The sequence below is a fragment of the Streptomyces sp. AA4 genome, from assembly GCF_000158875.1.
GTDB lineage: Bacteria > Actinomycetota > Actinomycetes > Mycobacteriales > Pseudonocardiaceae > Amycolatopsis.
Genome location: NZ_GG657746.1, coordinates 7,064,303 through 7,082,387 on the forward strand (window position 1 = coordinate 7,064,303; position 18,085 = coordinate 7,082,387).

The 18,085-nt window shown below is 70.2% G+C and carries 17 protein-coding genes and 1 pseudogene; 5 read left to right on the forward strand and 13 right to left on the reverse strand.

The window, feature by feature from the left end:
• Positions 1 to 51: 51 nt before the first annotated feature.
• The 3 genes from SSMG_RS32145 to SSMG_RS32155 all read right to left on the reverse strand — a co-directional run bounded on the left by SSMG_RS32145 (position 52) and on the right by SSMG_RS32155 (position 3,613).
• Positions 52 to 783: an LPXTG cell wall anchor domain-containing protein gene (locus tag SSMG_RS32145; protein WP_009083027.1), complete on the reverse strand. Its 732-nt coding sequence runs from the start codon at positions 781 to 783 to the stop codon at positions 52 to 54.
• Between the two features lie 292 nt (positions 784 to 1,075).
• Positions 1,076 to 2,620 (reverse strand): amino acid permease, encoded by a 1,545-nt coding sequence (locus SSMG_RS32150; RefSeq protein ID WP_037715552.1) that lies wholly within the window; start codon positions 2,618 to 2,620, stop codon positions 1,076 to 1,078.
• Positions 2,621 to 2,698: 78 nt separating this feature from the next.
• Complete coding sequence (locus SSMG_RS32155) at positions 2,699 to 3,613, reverse strand: cation diffusion facilitator family transporter (protein ID WP_009083029.1); 915 nt, start codon at positions 3,611 to 3,613, stop codon at positions 2,699 to 2,701.
• A gap of 166 nt (positions 3,614 to 3,779) precedes the next feature.
• Here SSMG_RS32155 and SSMG_RS47355 point away from each other — a divergent pair.
• From SSMG_RS47355 to SSMG_RS32165, 3 genes and pseudogenes are all read left to right on the forward strand, one after another.
• A pseudogene (locus SSMG_RS47355) lies at positions 3,780 to 3,947 on the forward strand (helix-turn-helix domain-containing protein); the annotation flags it as partial.
• A gap of 63 nt (positions 3,948 to 4,010) precedes the next feature.
• Positions 4,011 to 4,298, forward strand: coding sequence for a hypothetical protein (locus tag SSMG_RS47360; RefSeq protein WP_234392913.1), 288 nt, complete (start codon positions 4,011 to 4,013; stop codon positions 4,296 to 4,298).
• Positions 4,295 to 4,957, forward strand: coding sequence for a nucleotidyl transferase AbiEii/AbiGii toxin family protein (locus SSMG_RS32165; protein WP_100266946.1), 663 nt, complete (start codon positions 4,295 to 4,297; stop codon positions 4,955 to 4,957). The genes SSMG_RS47360 and SSMG_RS32165 overlap by 4 nt, the downstream gene beginning before the upstream one ends.
• Here SSMG_RS32165 and manA read toward each other — a convergent pair.
• From manA to SSMG_RS32190, 5 genes are all read right to left on the reverse strand, one after another.
• Positions 4,932 to 6,164, reverse strand: coding sequence for a mannose-6-phosphate isomerase, class I (manA, locus tag SSMG_RS32170; RefSeq protein ID WP_037715554.1), 1,233 nt, complete (start codon positions 6,162 to 6,164; stop codon positions 4,932 to 4,934). The genes SSMG_RS32165 and manA overlap by 26 nt on opposite strands.
• Before the next feature lie 82 nt (positions 6,165 to 6,246).
• Entirely contained in the window at positions 6,247 to 7,332 is a 1,086-nt protein-coding gene (locus tag SSMG_RS32175) for a hypothetical protein (protein WP_009083037.1), read from the reverse strand.
• Between the two features lie 2 nt (positions 7,333 to 7,334).
• Positions 7,335 to 7,556: a Trm112 family protein gene (locus SSMG_RS32180; protein ID WP_199786383.1), complete on the reverse strand. Its 222-nt coding sequence runs from the start codon at positions 7,554 to 7,556 to the stop codon at positions 7,335 to 7,337.
• Between the two features lie 74 nt (positions 7,557 to 7,630).
• Entirely contained in the window at positions 7,631 to 8,986 is a 1,356-nt protein-coding gene (locus SSMG_RS32185) for a phosphomannomutase/phosphoglucomutase (RefSeq protein ID WP_009083041.1), read from the reverse strand.
• A gap of 75 nt (positions 8,987 to 9,061) precedes the next feature.
• Positions 9,062 to 9,415, reverse strand: a complete 354-nt coding sequence (locus tag SSMG_RS32190) for a DUF3499 domain-containing protein (RefSeq protein ID WP_037718335.1) — start codon at positions 9,413 to 9,415, stop codon at positions 9,062 to 9,064.
• A 211-nt stretch (positions 9,416 to 9,626) separates the two neighbouring features.
• On the opposite strand from SSMG_RS32190, the gene SSMG_RS43980 reads away from it, so the two are divergent.
• Positions 9,627 to 9,959 carry a metallopeptidase family protein gene (locus SSMG_RS43980; protein WP_286157086.1) on the forward strand — a complete coding sequence of 111 codons (333 nt, stop codon included), beginning with the start codon at positions 9,627 to 9,629 and terminating at the stop codon, positions 9,957 to 9,959.
• Positions 9,960 to 10,349: 390 nt separating this feature from the next.
• Here SSMG_RS43980 and SSMG_RS32195 read toward each other — a convergent pair whose 3' ends face one another.
• Both SSMG_RS32195 and SSMG_RS32200 read right to left on the reverse strand, forming a co-directional pair.
• Positions 10,350 to 13,655, reverse strand: a complete 3,306-nt coding sequence (locus tag SSMG_RS32195; protein ID WP_037718337.1) for a glycosyltransferase family 2 protein — start codon at positions 13,653 to 13,655, stop codon at positions 10,350 to 10,352.
• Positions 13,656 to 14,194: 539 nt separating this feature from the next.
• Positions 14,195 to 14,440 carry a WhiB family transcriptional regulator gene (locus SSMG_RS32200; protein WP_182890258.1) on the reverse strand — a complete coding sequence of 82 codons (246 nt, stop codon included), beginning with the start codon at positions 14,438 to 14,440 and terminating at the stop codon, positions 14,195 to 14,197.
• A gap of 286 nt (positions 14,441 to 14,726) precedes the next feature.
• On the opposite strand from SSMG_RS32200, the gene SSMG_RS32205 reads away from it, so the two are divergent.
• Entirely contained in the window at positions 14,727 to 15,491 is a 765-nt protein-coding gene (locus SSMG_RS32205) for a site-2 protease family protein (protein WP_199786040.1), read from the forward strand.
• Between the two features lie 4 nt (positions 15,492 to 15,495).
• On the opposite strand, the gene SSMG_RS32210 is transcribed toward SSMG_RS32205, so the two are convergent.
• Genes SSMG_RS32210 through mshB form a run of 3 tightly spaced genes read right to left on the reverse strand, consistent with a single transcriptional unit; the run spans position 15,496 to position 17,505 of the window.
• Positions 15,496 to 16,287 (reverse strand): hypothetical protein, encoded by a 792-nt coding sequence (locus SSMG_RS32210; RefSeq protein ID WP_009083053.1) that lies wholly within the window; start codon positions 16,285 to 16,287, stop codon positions 15,496 to 15,498.
• The gene (locus SSMG_RS32215; protein WP_199786041.1) at positions 16,280 to 16,675 is read right to left on the reverse strand and encodes a hypothetical protein; all 396 of its coding nucleotides are present in this window, start codon (positions 16,673 to 16,675) and stop codon (positions 16,280 to 16,282) included. Before SSMG_RS32215 ends, SSMG_RS32210 begins: the two co-directional genes overlap by 8 nt.
• 2 nt (positions 16,676 to 16,677) lie before the next feature.
• Positions 16,678 to 17,505, reverse strand: a complete 828-nt coding sequence (mshB, locus tag SSMG_RS32220; protein WP_009083056.1) for an N-acetyl-1-D-myo-inositol-2-amino-2-deoxy-alpha-D-glucopyranoside deacetylase — start codon at positions 17,503 to 17,505, stop codon at positions 16,678 to 16,680.
• Positions 17,506 to 18,085: the final 580 nt, after the last annotated feature.

Sequence of the window (18,085 nt, forward strand, 5' to 3'; positions counted from 1 at the left end):
GGCCGGGCGCAATGTCGCCCGCCAGGGCGACGAGCCGCCCCCGGAACGAGATCAGTTAGCCCCGCGCCGCCGCACCTTCAGCAGCACCAGCAACGCGCCACCCCCGACAATCAACACCCCGCCAACCCAAAACAGCCAAGCGTTGTCAAACCCAGTGTTGGCCAACCCGCCCCCGGTCCCATTCTGATTCCCAGCCGGAACCACAGCCGGAGCACTGGTCGTAGCCGGAGAAGAAGTCGCCCCAGCCGGAGCAGACGAGGCCACCGAAGAAGTCACCGGAACACCCGGCGTAGTGCTCGGAGCCTCCGAAGCCGGCTGCGACGGAGTCGTGGTCGGAGTCCCCGAAACCGGCGGCTTAGTCGGCACAGTCTTGGTCCCGCAGGCAAACCAGTGGCTGATGGTCGGCAGCTGGTCGCCGCGGTTGAACGGCGAGCGCAGCTTCTCCCACGGCGGCGTGGCCGACATGCCGCGCGTGCCCGGCACGTACACGTTGAAGCCGGGGCCGCCCTTGACCACGATCGCGGTGACCGTGACGCCCTCGCCCACGGCCGTGACGTTCAGGTACTGGTCCTTCTGCGTGCCGTCGGTGACGGTGAGGTCGGCCGCGCCGAGCAGGTTGCCGGGCACCTTCGCCTGGGCGCAGGTCGTCGCGTTGCCCTCGGTCGGCTTCGCCCGGCCGTCGTCCGTGGTGCAGGCGAGCGCCGAGGTCGCGGTGCCGAGCAGGGCGAGTCCGGCCACCGCGGCGACCGTGAAACCGGCACGCAGTCTGGTGCTGATGGGCATGGAGTTACTCCTCAGGGAAAAATCCGAATGGGGGATAGCACACGCGGAGAACTGCGACCCTCCGTAGGAACCCCGACCACTGTTCGTGCGAATTACCCGAGAGTGATTAACCCGTCAGAGGGAAGACGACGCGGAGGGTATCGCATCTCCGTGTGTCCTTTCCCACGGGGACCGGGCAGCGCCCGAACCGAGATCCGCGAGTTGCGCATCCGTGACCACCGGCTCCCCGACCACGTAAAACGGCCCGCCGTCCGAGGTGGACGACGGGCCGGGAGAGACGGCGGCGAGCAGGTCAGTCGGCGACCGGCGGCGCGGATTCGGAGACCGCCCCGCCCTGGTCGACACCGGACTGGCGCTTCCCGAGCAGCGAATGACGGCGGCTGTAGACGAAGTAGATGACGACGCCGACGACCATCCACACGACGAACCGCAGCCAGGTCAGCACGGTCAGGTTCAGCATCAGCCACAGGCAGGCCAGGATCGCCAGCGGCGCGATGACCCACACGGCCGGGACGCGGAACGCGCGCGTCAGGTCCGGACGCGTCTTGCGCAGCACCAGCACGCCCGCGGACACGAGGATGAACGCGAACAGCGTGCCGACGTTGACCATTTCCTCGAGCTTGTCGGCCGGGAAGAACGTCGCGCCTGCCGCGACCAGCGCGCCGACCACGAGCGTCGCGCGCTTCGGCGTGCCGCGGTCGCTCGTCTTGGCCAGCGAACGCGGCATGAGGCCGTCGCGGGACATCGCGAAGATGATCCGGACCTGGCCGAGCATCAGCACCATGACGACGGTGGTCAGGCCGGCCAGCGCGCCGACGGAGATGACGTTCGCGGCCCAGTCGACGCCGTTCGCGGAGAAGGCGGTGGCGAGCGTCTTGTGGCTGCCGTCGCCCGCCGAGGTCGACAGGTCGGTGTAGGGCACCATGCCGACGACCACGAGCGAAACCGCGACGTACAGGACGGTCACGATCGCCAGCGAGCCGAAAATGCCGCGCGGCACGGCCTTCTGCGGGTTGCGGGTCTCCTCCGCGGTGGTCGCGACGATGTCGAACCCGATGAACGCGAAGAACACGATCGACGCGCCGGCCAGCAGGCCGAAGATGCCGAACGAGCTGCTGCCGCCGCCCGCGATGAGCGAGAACAGCGACTGGTCGACGCCGCTCTCCCCGGATCCGGCGGGCTTGCCCTCCGGCACGAACGGCGTGTAGTTGCTGGCCTTGATGTAGAAGAAGCCGAGGATGACCACGAACAGCACGACGGCGACCTTGATGCCGGTGATCACCATCGAGAACCGCGACGACAGCTTCGTGCCGAGCACCAGCAGCGTGACGAGCGCGGCCACGACGATGAACGCGCCCCAGTCGATGCCGAAACCGCCGCCGAGATCGATCGACGTCTTGGTTCCCTTGCCGAAGATGTACGCCAGCACGGTCTGCAGATAGGACGACCAGCCCTTGGCCACCGCGGCGGCGCCGACGGCCAGCTCCAGGATCAGGTCCCAGCCGATGATCCACGCCATGAACTCGCCGAAGGTGGCGTAGGAGAACGTGTACGCGCTGCCCGCGACCGGGACGGTGGAAGCGAATTCGGCGTAGCACAACGCGGCCAGCGCGCAGGCGATCGCCGCGATCACGAACGCGACGGACACCGACGGCCCGGCGAAGTCGCCCGCCGTGCGCGCGGTGAGCGTGAAGATGCCTGCGCCGATGACCACCGCGACGCCGAAGACCGTGAGGTCCCAGGCACTCAGATTCCTGCGGAGTTTCGTCTCCGGTTCATCGGTGTCCGAAATGGACTGCTCGATTGACTTGGTGCGCCACAACCCAGTGCCGGGCAACGTTGACCTCCTGCGGTGACCTTCGTGGGGACCGGGCGCCACCCTAGCGTGTCACTTGGGCGCCAGCTGTCCGGACAGTCAGCGCGCCGCGCGGTCGAGGTCGGGCTCCAGGTAAATCAGCGTCGCGACGGGGACCTTCGCGCGCACGCGGGCCTCGGCGTCGTCGATCGCGGTGGCGATGGCGGCGGTGTCGAGCCCGGGCACGAGCGCGAGCTTCGCGGCGACGAGCAGCTCGTCCGGACCGAGGTACTGGGTGCGGATGTGGATGACGCGCTCGACCTTGCCCGCGGCCAGCTCGTCCACGATGGTCGCGAGATCGGTGTCGGTCGCGCCCTCGCCGATCAGCAGGCTCTTCATCTCGATGATCAGGATGATCGCGATGACGCCCAGCAGCGCGCCGATGAAGACCGTGCCGATGCCGTCGAACACCGGGTTGCCGGTCAGCACCGAAAGCCCGACACCCAGCAACGCGAACACGAGGCCGAGCAGCGCGCCGGAGTCCTCCAGCAGCACGACCGGCAGCTCGGGCTCCTTGGCCTGGCGGATGAACCGCCACCAGCTCGCGTTGCCCTTGATCTTGCGCGATTCGCCCATCGCGGTGAGGAAGCTGTAGCCCTCGAGACAGATCGCGACGACCAGGATGACCACCGCGACGACCGGCGTCTCCAGCGGCTGCGGTTCGATGATCTTGTGGATGCCCTCGTAGAGCGCGAACGCCGAGCCGAGGGTGAAGAGCATGAGCGCGACGATGAACGAGTAGAAGTACCGGTCCCGGCCGTAGCCGAACGGATGCTCCTTGGTGGCCCGCCGCTTGGAGGTCTTCTGCCCGAGCAGCAGCAACCCCTGGTTCGACGTGTCGGCGAGCGAGTGCACCGCCTCCGCGAGCATCGACGACGACCCGGTCACCAGGAAGCCGACGAACTTGGCCACCGCGATCCCGGCATTGGCGGCGAGCGCCGCGATGATCGCCTTGGTTCCCCCGCCAGCTGACACTTCCCGCTCCCCTGCTCCGCGCCCGAATTGCCCGGTGGGAGCCTAGAGGAGCCTTTGCGACGGGAAGCGCTGGGCTGTCACCCGGCTCGCTCGCCCTCGCAAGGGTATCCGATCAGATACCTTCTTGTGGTATCCTTTCGGATACATACGGGACTCGAGGACGACGATGCATATAGCCGAACTCTTGACGACTGCGCGCAAGGCAGCGGACTTGAGCCAGCAAGAGCTGGCTGAGCGAGCAGGGACGTCGCGTCCGACCCTGTCCGCGTACGAGAGAGGCCGGAAGTCGCCCACGCTGGACACAGTCACCCGACTGCTCGCCGGGGCCGGCTTCACACTCACCCTCGAACCTCAGCTCCTTTTCCATGAACTGACTGCCAACGGCCGTTCGATTTCGGTGCCTACAACCCTCCCCCGGCTGACTCCTGAGAAAGCGTTCGCGACGGTCGTCCTGCCGATCGAACTCAACTGGTCAGAACCGGAGCGTCGCTTCGACCTCAGGACGCGCGCGGACCGTGCCCGGGTCTACGAGATCGTGCTGAGGGAAGGCACCAACGACCACATCGCGGAGTACATCGACGGCGCGTTGCTGATCGACTTGTGGGACGAATTGGTCCTGCCCCGGAGTGTCCGAGCCGCCTGGTCTCCGCTCGTCGAGAGCATCCGGCCGGTGACCGCAACGTGACCGTGCCGGACGGGCTGACCTCATTCCAGGTGACCGTCGCACAAGCCTTTTTCGAACTGGCGCAGAGCGATGGATTCCTCCTCGCTGGCGGCGCGGCCCTGCTGGCACAACAGTTGACGACCCGGCCAACGCAGGATCTCGACTTCTTCGCAAGCCCCGGACGCGGAGACATACCAGCTGCCCGGGACGCTTTGGAGTCCGCCGCTGCAGCACGCAGCTGGCAGGTCACCCGGGTCCGCGACACCGCCACCTTTTGCAGGCTGGTAGTGCGCGGACCGGAGAACCTGGTCGTAGATCTAGCGCTCGACGCGGCACCGAGCCGCCCACCGATGCTGACCTTTCTGGGGCCGACCTTCGATCGGGAAGAACTCGCGGGGCGAAAGGTGGTCGCGCTTTTCGACCGCGCTGAAGCGCGTGACTTCACCGACGTGCATACACTGTCTGTCACCTACCCAAAGGACTTGCTGCTGGCCCTTGCCGCTCAGCAGGATCCGGGCTTTGACACCGCGGTGTTCAGAGACATGCTCGCCTCGCTGTCCCGGTTCGGTGACCGTGACCTGCCAATCGCGCCCGCCGAGGTCCCCGCACTACGCAGTTTCTTCGCCACCTGGTCCGCAGAACTGACCAGTCAGCTCACAACTCGCACGTCCCAGCGGTAGCCCGGAACAGCTGCGACTTCTCCCCGCCCAGCGGACGCACCCGCACCGCCGGGTCCGCGGCGGGCAGCCATACCGACTGGCCCCTCCGCAGTTCCACCTGCTCGCCGTCCGAGGCGCGCACCAGGAGGTCCCCTTCGGTGCACAGCAGGATCTGCGGCCCGGCCGAGTCGACCTCGATCTCGGCGTCTTCCCCGGCCGCCCATTCCATCCGCGACAGTTCGAATTCCGGGGCGTCCGTGTGGTACACCGCCATCCGCTGGCCGGCGCATTCTCCGTGCTGCACCGGCATTTCCCCGCACGCGAAGTCGACCACGCGCAGCAGTTCCGGCACGTCCACGTGCTTCGGGGTGAGGCCGCAGCGCAGGATGTTGTCCGAGTTCGCCAGGATCTCCACCGCGGTGCCGTGCAGGTACAGGTGCAGGTTCCCGGCCGGCAGGTAGATCGCCTCGCCGGCGCGCAGGGTCAGGCGGTTGAGCAGGAGCGCGGCGAGCACCCCGGCGTCGCGCGGGTGGGTTTCGCCCAGTTCCAGGATCGTGCGGCATTCGGTCGCGAACTCGCCGTGGTCCTGGACGTGCCGGACGCACGCGTCGAGCACCTCCGGCAGCAGTTCGTCCAGCGCGGACTGGGGCAGCGTGATCCAGGTGGTGAACAGCGCCCGCAGGCCCGCCGGGTCCGGTTGGGCTTCCAGCAGGCCGGTGTACTTGCCCAAGCCGGGCGTCTCGATCGCCTTCAGCAGCTTGACCGTGCGGTTCGGGTCGCGGAACCCGGCCAGCGCGTGGAACTCCGTCAGCGCGCAGACCAGCTCCGGCTTCGCCGTCGGGTCCGGGTAGTTCCGGTTGGCGGCGTCGCGCGGGATGCCGAGTTTCTCCTCGCGGGCGTGTCCTTCCGCGGCCTGCGCCGCCGACGGGTGGGCCTGCATCGACAGCGGTTCTTCCGCGGCGAGGATCTTCAGCAGGAACGGCAGCCGGTTGCCCCAGCGGCGCGCGCAGTCCTCGCCGAGCTGGCCGACCGGATCGGCGTCGACGAGTTCGAGCAGGCTGACTTCGGCGCCGTCCGGGCCGAGCACGTGCGACGGGTCCCCTGGGTGCGCTCCCATCCACAGTTCGGCCTCGGGGTGCGGCGCCGGCACCGGACGTCCCTGCAGCTGCGGGATGGCCGTTCGCGATCCCCAGGCGTAGGGCCGTACGGCGTTGCGCAACAGCTCCACTGTCAACTCCCAATCCTTCCCGTCGGCACTGGGCCGACGCACGCGGCGGCGGAACCGCCTGCCCGCGTTCCCCCCTGCTCCCTCAGGCGGAGGCCGGTTCGTATCTTCCGGCCCCGCCGATGCTGCCCGCCGCCAGCCCGAGGTACACCGCGGCCAGCTCGAACCGCAGCGCCAGCACCGCGGCGCGGACGATCTCGTCGGCCTCGATCTCCTCGGCGGGCGCGATCAGGTCCGCACCCGGCATGAACTCCTCGGCTTGGTACCGGGCCGCCTCGGTCGCCGGACCGGTCCGCACCGACAGCAGCAGCACCCGCGTCGCGACGCCGCCGGGCGAGTCGTCCGGGTCGGCGAAGATGTCCCGCTGGACGCCGCCCGACTGCGCGACCCGGCGCAGGGCCGGGCGGGCGAGCGCCTGCCGGTAGTCCTCCACGTCGCACACCAGCGCGGCGTGCGCGGCGAACGCGTGCGCCGCGTGCTCGCCGACCGCCACCGCGACCGGGTCGAGCCCCCACAGCAGCGGCACCCGGTCCGCGACCCGCAGCGCGAGCGCCTTCGCCGGATTGGCGAACGACTCGCGGGCCAGGTAGTCCTTCTCCGCTTCGAGATCGAGCTGGTCGGCGAGCGCCTGCACGTCCGCGACCAGCAGGCCGAGCGCGTTCGCGGTGAGCAGCCCGGCGGCCAGCCCGCGCGGGAACGCCAGCTCCGGCGGCACCGGAACGCGCGGCGCGAGCAGCACGCCCTTGCCCGCCACCGACGCCGCGACCGGCCCCTCCGCCGGCGCGGACAGCACCACCGACGCGCCGAACCGGGCGGCGCGCTCCAGCGAGGCGGCCAGCTCGCGGTCTCCCGCGTCGTCGGTGTGCGCGAACACCACGTCGAGCGCGCCGATCCAGGCCGGCACCGATTCGGCCACCACGACCGGCACCGGGCACGACGGCGCGAGCAGCGCGGCCAGCAGCCGGGTGAGCGTGCGGCTCACCCCCGGCCGGTCGAGCAGCACCAGCGAACGCGGACGCCCGACGTCCAGCCGTTCGCTCAGCTCCAGTTCGGCCGCCGCCTCGGCGGTGGCCCGTACCTGCGCGCCGGCCATCGCGGCGGCGCGCAGCAACCCCGCGCGGTCGGCGTCGGCCAGCCGCGCGGAGTCGTCGAGCAGGGAATCGTCAAGCATGGTCAAGCACTGTCGCCGTGATCAGCGTCGGGTCCGGCAGTGCCGGGCAGCGTCGCCTCGTCGAGCAGCAGCACCGGGATCCCGTCGCGGACCGGGTACACCCGGCCGCATTCGGTGCAGGTCAGCGCGTCGGCCTCGGCGTCGTCCGGCGTGCCGGGGCGCAGCGGCGCGTGATCCGGCGACGGGCACGCGAGGATCTCCAGCAGCTGGGCGTCAAGCGTGATGGCCATAGTTCCTCCATACCACGCGTCGTTGGGGTGTTGAGGGCGCGTTCCGGACACAATCCGGCGCCAGCCGGTCAGGCCCGGACAATGGCCAGCACCTCGGCGGTGAGCGCCTCGACCGCGGCCCGGTCGGCGGCCTCCACGTTGAGCCGCAGCAGCGGTTCGGTGTTGGAGGGGCGCAGGTTGAACCACGCGCCGCCGGGCAGCTGCACGGTCAGGCCGTCCAGCTCGTCGATCTGGACGCCGGACTTGCCCGCGTACGCGTCCTTCACCGCGAGCATCCGCGCGACCTGGTCGCTGACCGTCGAGTTGATCTCGCCGGACGCCGCGTAGCGCGAGAAGTCCTGGGTGAGCGCGGACAGCGGGCCGTTCTGCTCGCCGAGCGCGGCGAGCACGTGCAGCGCGGCCAGCATGCCGGTGTCGGCGCGCCAGAAGTCGCGGAAGTAGTAGTGCGCGGAGTGCTCGCCGCCGAAGATCGCGCCGGTGCGGGCCATCTCGGCCTTGATGAAGGAGTGCCCGACCCGCGTGCGCACCGGCTTGCCGCCGTGCTCCGAGACGATCTCCGGCACGCCCTTCGACGTGATCAGGTTGTGGATGACCGTGCCGCCCGGCTCCTTGGCCAGCTCGCGCACGGCGACCAGCGCGGTGATCGCGCTGGGCGACACCGGCTCGCCGCGCTCGTCCACGACGAAGCAGCGATCCGCGTCGCCGTCGAACGCCAGCCCGGCGTCCGCGCCGACCTCGCGCACCTTGGCCTGCAGGTCGACGATGTTGGCCGGGTCGAGCGGGTTGGCCTCGTGGTTCGGGAAGGTGCCGTCGAGCTCGAAGTACATCGGCACGACCTCGATCGGCAACCCGTCGAAAACGGTCGGGACGGTGTGCCCGCCCATGCCGTTGCCGGCGTCGACCACGACCTTGAGCGGCCGCGAGCCGGAGAGGTCGACGAGGTTGCGCAGGTAGGCGGCGTAGTCGCCGAGGACGTCGCGCTCGGACACGGTGCCGCGCTGGCCGTCGAAGGCGGGAACGCCCTGCTCGACGGTGTCGCGGATCTCCGCGAGGCCGGTGTCCTGCCCGACCGGCGAGGCCCCGGCGCGGCACATCTTGATGCCGTTGTACTTCGCGGGGTTGTGGCTCGCGGTGAACATCGCGCCCGGCAGGTTGAGCGAGCCGGAGGCGAAGTAGAGCTGGTCGGTGCTGGCCAAGCCGATCGAGACCACGTCGAGGCCCTGCGAGGTCACCCCGTCGGCGAACGCCGCGGCCAGCTCCGGCGACGAATCGCGCATGTCGTGGCCGATCACCACGGCCGGCGCCTCGGGTTTGATGAGCAGCGCGAACGCGGCCCCGAAGTCCCGGACGAGGGCGGCGTCGAGCTGTTCGCCGACCACGCCGCGAATGTCGTAGGCCTTCACGATGCCCGAAAGGTCTGGCACGCCTTCTCCCCGCCGCTAGTTCCGTGGCGACGCCAGTCGCGCCGCGGGCGAAAGCCTACCGGTCGGGAAAGAAGCTCAGGCGCGCCCCGGGAGGACGCGCAGATGGCCGCGCCTGCCGGAAGGCCCTTCGGGCTCGGGCTGCGCGGGCGGGACGTCGGAGCGACCGGCCTCGCGAACCGCCTCGGCCAGCGCGGTCAGCTCGTCGGCGGACTGCTCCGGAGCGGCGAAGGCCCCCTCGTGGCGGACGACTTCCCAGCCCTTCGGGACGGTCAGCCGCAGCGCGTGGGCCTCGCAGAGGTCGTAGGAGTGCGGTTCGGAAGCGGTGGCCAGCGGTCCGACGACCGCGGTCGAGTCCTGGTAGGCATACGTGAGCGTGGCGACAGCGGGTTCGAGGCAACCCGTTCGCGAACATTTCCGTACGCTCCGCACGATCCGAAACGATAGCGCGTCGCCGCAAGCGAGTACCGGCGACACGCGCGTTCCCCTGGCGACCGCATAGACTTGGACGGTGGCGACGGCTCGTGACTACCGACAACGGCAGCGGCTGCGACGGGACCGGCACGGCCGGGGCCTGCGCGGAACGCTCTATCCGGCGTCCCTGCCCGCGGCCGCGAGCCGCGCGGAGCGCTTCGACGCACTGGTGCTGGACGCCCTGGAGCCCATCGAAGCACGCTGGCGGCACGAGCTGACAAAACTGGACGTAGCGGTAGACGACGTCCCAGAAGTCCGCATGGACGGCCGAGCCCCCGCAGACGGTGTACTCCACGACGGCGCAGTCCCCCTGTCCCGGCTAGTCCCCGCAGGCGTAGACCGAACCGGCCTCCCCACGCGCGCACGAATCGTCCTCTACCGCCGTCCCCTGGAAGCCCGCGCAAAAGACCCGTCAGAACTAGCAGACCTGGTACACGACGTACTGGTAGAGCAGGTCGCAGGCTACCTAGGCGTAGAACCAGACGTCATCGAAGGCGACTGACCCCTGGCCCGGTCCGTGTGGGGAACCCTCACGGACTCAGAGTCCCTCAGGGTTCCCCTCACGACCCGCCCGCTCACCGTCGCCAGGATGCGCCCCAATGTGGCATTGGGTGCATCCCACGCACCCAATGTGGCGTTCGGTGCATCTGACGCACCCAATGCCACATTGGGGCGCTAGCCCCACCCCTAAAACCGCCGCCGATGCACCCAACCATCGGGGGCACCCAGCCCTCCCCCACACCCCGATACGAAGCCTCCCTGCGGTCTGGGGGTGCTTGTCAAGGCATCTTTCCCGCCTTGACAAGCACCCCCAGACCGTCAGCACAATCAAACTTCGGGGTGCCCCACGCAACCAGGGGACGGCAATGTCGCCCGCCAGGGCGACGAGCCGTCACCCCACCCGCCTCCGCGAAGGAATCGCCGTCAACGCCGTAAACAACACCGCAGCCAGTTGCACCAACAGCAGCAACCCCCGCTCAGTCCCGGGAAACCCGACCGAAACCTCCGAAGGCTGAGCAGGCACCGACACCGCAACCTGATGCCCCCAAGCAGGCACAATCGGCACCGCCTTGCCAGCCACACTGGCCTGCCACCCAGCCTCCTGCTCAGCCGCCAGCACCAGCAACCGCCCAGTTGGCCCTTCAGAAACCCGAACCCGAACATCCGGCAGCCCCGCAGCCACCGGCGAAACCCCCGGATTAACCCCCGGCGCACCCCCGCCAGTCACCGCCTGCTTGGCCAGCTCCGGCGAGATCAACGCCACCTGGCCAGCCTTGGGCAGCAACCGCAACACCGGCCGCCCATCCGCCATCGGAGCCGCCACCGCAGCGAGATCACTGGCCGCCGCAGCAAACGCCCGAGCATCCGTCCCCAGCGGCAACACCACGTACTGCACTCCGCCGGCCGCAGCCGCCGCGAACACCCGCTTCAGCGCCGCCACATCCCCCTGCCCGAGCCCGCGCCGCCACTCAGCCAACCGCTCCGGCGTCCCCTTGACCGGCGCAAGCTCGTCGTCCCCAAAGAGCGCCAACCGCCCCCCGGTCTGCCGAACCTGCGCACCGCTGACGTCCAGCACAGACCGCCCAGTCGCAGCGACATCCGCCGCCACCTCGGGTGCCAGCTGCGGTCGCGCCGCCGCCGTCAACGGCCCTTCCGACCCAGTCGCGACCGCCCCCGCCGCCAACGCGGCCACCACCACGACTCCAGCCACCGCAAGGACCTTCGGCAGCCAAGCCGCGGGCATCGCCGCACCGCCCCGCTGCCAGGTAGCCAGCACCGCCCACAACAACCCGGCACCGATCACCAGCAATGGCACTCCGGCATACCCCGACGCGGCCGCCCCGCCCTGCATCGGCGTCAACTGGATCTGCCGCACCACCACCACGCCGATCAGCCCGAGCACCGCGAGCGCCAGCCCGCCGACCACCTGCTTCCGCGGCCGAACCACCAGCGCAACGAGCGTCGCCGCGAGCACGACCACCCCGGTCGGCCACGCCCCCGGCCCGCCCGGCGTGAGGCCAGCAAGATCGGTTGCCGACGCGGGCGCGGCCGGACCGCCGAGGCCCTGCAGCAGCAGTTCCGGATGCCGCAGCAGCACGGTCGGCCACGGCAGCAACAGAACCAGCGGCAGCAGCACCACGATCCCGACCGACGCCACCCGCCGAGCCAGCCCGGACGGCGCGGGCAACACCACGAACCCCACCAGCAGCCCCACCAGCGCAAGCCCGTGCGCGAGCGGCGAAAACGCGCCCAGCAACGCAACCCCGAACGCGGACAACGCCGAGACGTGCAACCAGCGCGTGCCGGGCCGGGTCAGCAACCGGACGATGCCCGCCACCACGAGCGGCAGCACGAGATGCACCACCACCACGTCAAGCCGCCCCTGCGCGACCGACGCGGTCGCGGCAGGCAGCAACGCGTAGGTCGCAGCAACCGCGGCACGCACCCAGCGGCGCACAGCGAGCTTGCGAGTGGCGACGTACGCGCTAAGCGCGGCGAGCGGGATGTCCCCGATGAGCAAGATCGCCACGAGCGCGGCCGGACCGCCGACGGGAGCGAAGATCGCGCCGATCGTGCCCAGCACCGGCAACGTCGCGGGAGCGGGCGCTCCGGTGCCGCCAGCGATCGGATGCCACGGCGACAGATAGGTCGACCAGATCTCGCCGAGCCCGCCGACCGGCAGCAACTGCCCGCCCCACAGGTCGAGACCGAGCCGCCCGCGGTTGAGCACCAAAGCGAGCGCGGTCAGCAGCACGACGAGCACCACTGGCGGCGCGAAGACGGTCGCGGCGAGCACGCGTCGCCGGTTGACCTCCACGAACACCAGATCCGGTTCCGGCGCGGCCGGTTCCGGGCGCGGCGACGGCGACGGATGGGCCGCGGTCTCCTCGACCGGCTCAGTGTCCTCTTCGGACACCGGCGCTTCCGGCAGCGTGACCGCGACGACCGTGCCCGGACGGCGCAGGCCGCGGCCGCGAGTGCTCAGCCCGCGCAGCGCACCGGCGGGCAGGGCGTCCGGACCGACCGGACGCGCGCCGGACGCGGCGAGCGCCTCGGGCGGGATCCACGCCGACTCCTGCTCGACGCTGTCCGGCACCGTCCCGAGTGCTACATCGCTCTGTACCCCGCGCCGGACGAGTCCAACCACTCCGGCGCTGATCGCGTTGCGCAGCCGCGTGATCCGGCTCGTGAAGAGCCCGCGGACGGTGCCCGGCCGCGGCTGCTCGCGCCGCCGTGCCCGGGCCGCGCGGAGATTTCCCTTGCCTCCGCACAGGTATCCGAGCGCGGCCAGCTCCGCGCCGGCCTCAGTGGTGCGCCGCAGCACGAAGAACACGATCGCCCGCAGCAGCAGCATGATCGGCAGCCGGACGAGCCCGAACCAGAACGAGGGGGCCGAGCAGTTCACGAGAAAGACGCGTACGCCGTGCGAACGGTTCAGCGCGGCGAGCGGACGGCCCGCGGCGTCCGGGGTGCGTTGCCCGGTGGACAGGGCGCGCGCGTGCCGGACGCGCGCGGACGGCACCGACAGCACGAGCGAGCCGGCCGCGTTGGCGCGCCAGCCGAAGTCGAGATCCTCGCGCAGCAACGAGAAGTCCTCGTCGTAGCCGCCGAGCGTGTCCCAGAGTTCCCGCTGCACCAACGATCCGGCGCTCGGGACGGCGAGGACCTCGCTGGGTTCGCCGTCCGGCGCGGCCATCTGCTGGCGGTGCCCGGACGCGTCGGTGGACAGCCCGGCCTCGACGATCAGCCGCGGATCGGTCCAGTCGGTGCCGACCGGGCCGAGCACCTTCGCGGACGGATTTTCCTCCGCGGCGCGGACAAGCTGGTCGAGGCAGTCGGGCTCGGGCGCGCAGTCGTCGTGCAGCACCCACAGCCAGGTTCCCGGGTCGCCCCACCGTTCCACCGCGTGCGCGACGGCCGCGGCGACCGCCGCCGCGAATCCGGTTTCACTCGGCAGAGTGACAACTCCGGACAGCACGGGTTCCTCGGCGGCCGCGCCCGGCTGCGCTGCGTCGGCGAGCAGTTTCGGGGTACGGTCGGTTGATCCGGTGTCCACGGCGAGCACGTGCCGCGGACGGACTGTGCTGCGCCGCAACGCGGAAAGCGCCAGCGGCAGCCATTCTTCGCCGTCGTGACAGACCACAATGGCCAGAACGGGCAACGTCCGCACAGCGGGCGGAACGACGGTGCGAGGCAAGAACGGCTCCTGCTCGGACGGAACGGTGGGTGCGGTCACCCTACGGCGTGCGCCGACGCGCGGGTACCGGCCCACGCCGCTGGCCCGGCGGATCCCACCGCGTGGACCAGCCGCGGCCGATCGGGCAGGCACAAGAGAAATTCAGCAGAAGCCGAATCAACGCACTCGCGCGAACGCCGACGTACTCGTCGGCGAATGGCTTCCCCAGCCGCGCATGGGGGACGGGCCGCGTGGCCCGTCCCCGGCAGCTTCCCCGCACGCCCAGGTTTCCGCCGCGGAAGACGAAGATCACATCGAGAACCACGGCACACCAACCGTTTTCACCGCGTTGTGAGCACCGTTGTCTCGCGAACGCCTGTGCCGGTTCTCACCACAACAGACGTTCGCCGAGTCCGCCGCGAGTCGCCCGCGCAACCCGCGCACCACGGGGGTCCGGGGGCGAGCCCCCGGGCGGGATCTGGGGGTGGCACCCCCAGGAAACACCTAACCGGCCCGTGGTCCGCGCTTTCCGCGGACACACCTCTCGGCTGAAAGGCCGGTCAGACAGCCCGTTTCTTCAGCTTGCGACGTTCCCGTTCGGACAGTCCGCCCCAGATGCCGAAGCGCTCGTCGTGCGCCAGCGCATACTCGAGACAGTCGTCCTTGACCTCGCAGCCAAGGCAAATCCGCTTGGCCTCGCGGGTCGAGCCGCCCTTCTCGGGGAAGAACGCCTCCGGGTCGGTCTGCGCGCACAGGGCGCGCTCCTGCCAGTCCTGCTCCTCGGGGACGTCGAAAAGGTCGGTCAGATCCCCGAGCTGCTGCTCCGGGTTCTCTCCCCAACCCACGACGTGCCCCCATTCCCTGTTGTCCGCTTCCAACCGCACGTCCGCCTCCTCGCTCCTACGCACTCCCCAGGCTGGCGGTGGTGAAACGACACCCGCTGCCCCCTCCGACAGCGAATGACATCACTGTGATTACACCTGTGTAGTGCGGCCAGGTCAAGCCGAGTAGCGAGTTCGGGGGATCTCTGTGCCCGGCTGCGCAAGGGGACACGCCGAAGACTTCACACCGGGCATACGGAAGACTGGTGGGGTGCAGAGATCAGCAGTGCGCCCGAGCCCGATCTTCCTCGGCATCCTCGCCGTCGCCGTCGCCGGTGGTTTCCTGGCTGCATACGGTGATTACACGAACCCCCGCGACCCGATGCTCGTCGCGGGCGTCGTGCTGCTCGTCCTTGGCGGCTGGATGGCTTCGCTGACGCTCCACGAGTTCGGGCACGCCTTCGTCGCCTTCCGCGGCGGCGATCACGAGATCGCTCACAAGGGGTACCTCTCGCTGGACGTCCGGCGCTACGCCGACCCCGTCCTCTCCTTCGTCCTGCCGCTGATCTTCTTGCTGATCGGCGGCATCCCGCTGCCCGGCGGCGCGGTGTGGATCAACCGCGGCGCGCTGCGCAACCGCGCGACCGCGTCGTGGACCTCGCTCGCGGGGCCGCTCGCCAACCTCGCCGTCGGCGCGGCGCTCTGCTTGGCGACGATGCTGATCCCGATGGCGACCGGCCTCTACTTCGCGATGTCCTACCTCGCGCTGCTGCAGATGATGACGTTCCTGATCAACATCCTGCCGGTGCCCGGACTGGACGGCTGGGGCGCGCTGGAGCCGTACCTCTCCCCGCAGGCGCGGGCGTTCGGCGCGCGGGTGCGGCCGTGGGCCCCGCTGGCGCTCTTCGCGCTGTTCTTCCTTTTCCGGCCGCTGTCGGATCTGCTCTGGACGATCGCCGGGCACATCTACGCCCCGCTCGGCGGCAACGCGCTCGCGGCCTACTTCGGACAGACCGCGTTCCTTTTCTGGCGCTGAGGGCTCAGGCCCACTCCCGGTGGGTCATGAGCCACGCGTGCGCGCGCTTCCAGACCTTCTTGAGCCCGGAGCGCTCGCCGAGGTAGTCGCCCGCCGCGCCGACCACCGGCAGCATCCCGATCAGCCGGTGGATCCAGCGGCCGCGCGGGCGCTTCTCGAGTTCGCCGGTGATCCCCCACAGCGACTTGCCGAGGTGCCAGAGCGTGCTCGCGACGGCTTTCGCGGTCACCTTGCCGTGTTTGCGGTGGGATTCGTCGAGTTCCTCGGTGAGCCGCGCGGTCTCGCTGTCCTCCGCGGACTTCGCCGACTTGTCGTGGCCCGCCCCCGCCGCGAGGTCGGGATCGATGTCCCGTTGGAACAGCACCGACGCGATCAGCCGGACGCGGCTGCCGACGTCGGTCACGCCGTACTCCCCCGCGATCGCGCACAGCACCAGCCCCTGCGACGCCGCGCCGAGGGTGTCCTGCACCGGCAGCCGGTCGGCGAGCGCGCCGCCGAGTCCGGGGATCGACGTCAGCAACGACGTGAGCCTGCCGACGCGGTTGACCCACCAGCTCGCGCGCTGGTCGATGTCCATCGCCGCCCACCCCGCGGTGCCCGGCACCTTCACCGTCGTCAGCGCGTGGAGCATCTTCTTCTTGAGCCCGGCGTCGGAGAATTCACCCTCGCCGCGCCGGGCCCGCGCCTGCAAGCCGAACGGATCGGCCTCGCGCAGCGCGTCGATCATCGGCGCGCAAGCGCGGACGAACGGTCGCAGGATCGCTACGACCTGACGGTCCGAAATGGCCTCAGACACGGGCACCTCCGTTCGCCGCGGCCCGGCCCAGCCCGCCGCCGAGGACCAGTGCGGCGGGCAGGGCACTCGCGCCGAGCAGAAGCAGCGCGCGCCAGTCCTGGACGAGCACGACGTCCCCGCCCGGACCGAACAGGCCGACCCCGAACACCACGAGTACCCACACCAGCAGCGGTACGAACGAGAGCCCCGGCCGGACGAGCTTCCCGGCGGTCAGCACGAGCCACGGCGTGGTGACGGCTCCGACGAGCGCGGTGATCGGCAGCGGCACCTCGCCCAGCGGGCCGACCCGCAGCGGGAGGAAGAACAGTTCGAGCAGTGCCAGCACGACCGCGTCGAACGCCAGCAGCACCAGCATCAGCCGCTGGTCGCGAGTGAGCGGGGCGGACACGGTCACCACCCGCCGAAGAGATCGGTCTCGGCGCCGGCGGCGTCGCCGTGGGCGAGCACGAAGTACTCGGCGGACGGGAGGGGCTGCGCGATGCTGTTGGTCAGCGCGAAGTGCGGGACCGCGCCGTCGACCACGGTCAGCTGGGTTTCGTGCGCGCGCAGTGCGGCCAGCTTCGTCTGCCGGTGCGCGGAGATGTCGACCACGGTGGTGATCTTGCCGTCCGGAGTGGACGGAAGCTCGCCGTCGGCGGCCACCCGGAACGGTGATGTTCCGTCCGCACGCAGTTCGGCGAGCCCGACGGCGAGCGCGGCCTCGGACTGGACCACGTGGAAGACGCGCTGGACCGACGGCGCGTCCGGGGCCGCCGCCATGGTGATCTCGTGCGCGCGGATGTGGTCGGGATGGCCGTAGCCGCCGAAGGAGTCGTAGGTGACGACGACCTGCGGGGCGAAGTCGTCGATGAGTTCGCGCAACTGCGCGGCCTGCTCGTCGGGCGAACCACCGGTGAAGGCCCGCGGATGCTCGGCGGACGGCGTGCCCGCCATGCCCGAATCGCGCCACCGGCCGATGCCGCCGAGGTACTCGTGCCGGGCCAGTCCGAGTGCGACAGCCGCGGCGGCCATTTCCCCGGACCGGTACCCGCCGAGCTGGTCGGCCTCTGCCGCGACCAGCTGCGCCAGCCGCGGCGGGACGATCTCGCCCTCTTCGCCGAGCGTGCAGGTCACCACGCACACCTCGGCGCCCTCGGCCGCGTACCGCGCGATGACCCCGCCGGTGGCGATGCTTTCGTCGTCCGGGTGCGCGTGGACCAACAGCAGCTTCCGCTTCACGCCCTCAGGTTAATGACCGCTGGGTCCGCGCCCGGGAGGCCGACCCCGGCGCGGCGTTCCGGAACCGGAAAACCGCAGCGTGCACGGGAAAATGCATTCGCATCCCACAAAGCCGGATCGGCGTCCCGACCCGTGGGCGTTCCCTTCCGCGGAACGTTCCGCGGTTCGGAATGCGCGGGCGAAGACGCAAGATGCTCGGAACACCCACCGAGTACCCGTCGCCTTGCGGGCGTCCATGCCCGCGCCCGGCGGCGGGCGCATTGTTTCGCTTCACGAGATCGGACCAATTTCTTGTCACTTCGGGTTCGTCCCGGCCGCGGGAGTACTCCATTAGCTGGGGTACCGCATACGGAACGGGGCGGTTATTGTCCGCCGGGCCGGTTGGCCAACCGGTCCGAACTGCCACCCGAACCGGTCCCGAATTCCCGTGATCAACTACTTAACGTAGTCGATCAAGTGCGGAAACCTCGGTGCAACCAGGGGGCACGAGATATCTGTTCCGCAACGATCTCACTGAGAGTGTCCGGATCGATAGGTTTGCCGTCTGTCCAATGCCTAAGTTTCACGGCTACGGTGAGCA

Coding starts and splice junctions, on each gene's coding strand:
- SSMG_RS32175 (WP_009083037.1), bottom strand. CDS start 7,332: ATGCTTGACGATTCCCTGCTCGACGACTCCGCGCGGCTGGCCGACGCC.
- SSMG_RS32145 (WP_009083027.1), bottom strand. CDS start 783: ATGCCCATCAGCACCAGACTGCGTGCCGGTTTCACGGTCGCCGCGGTG.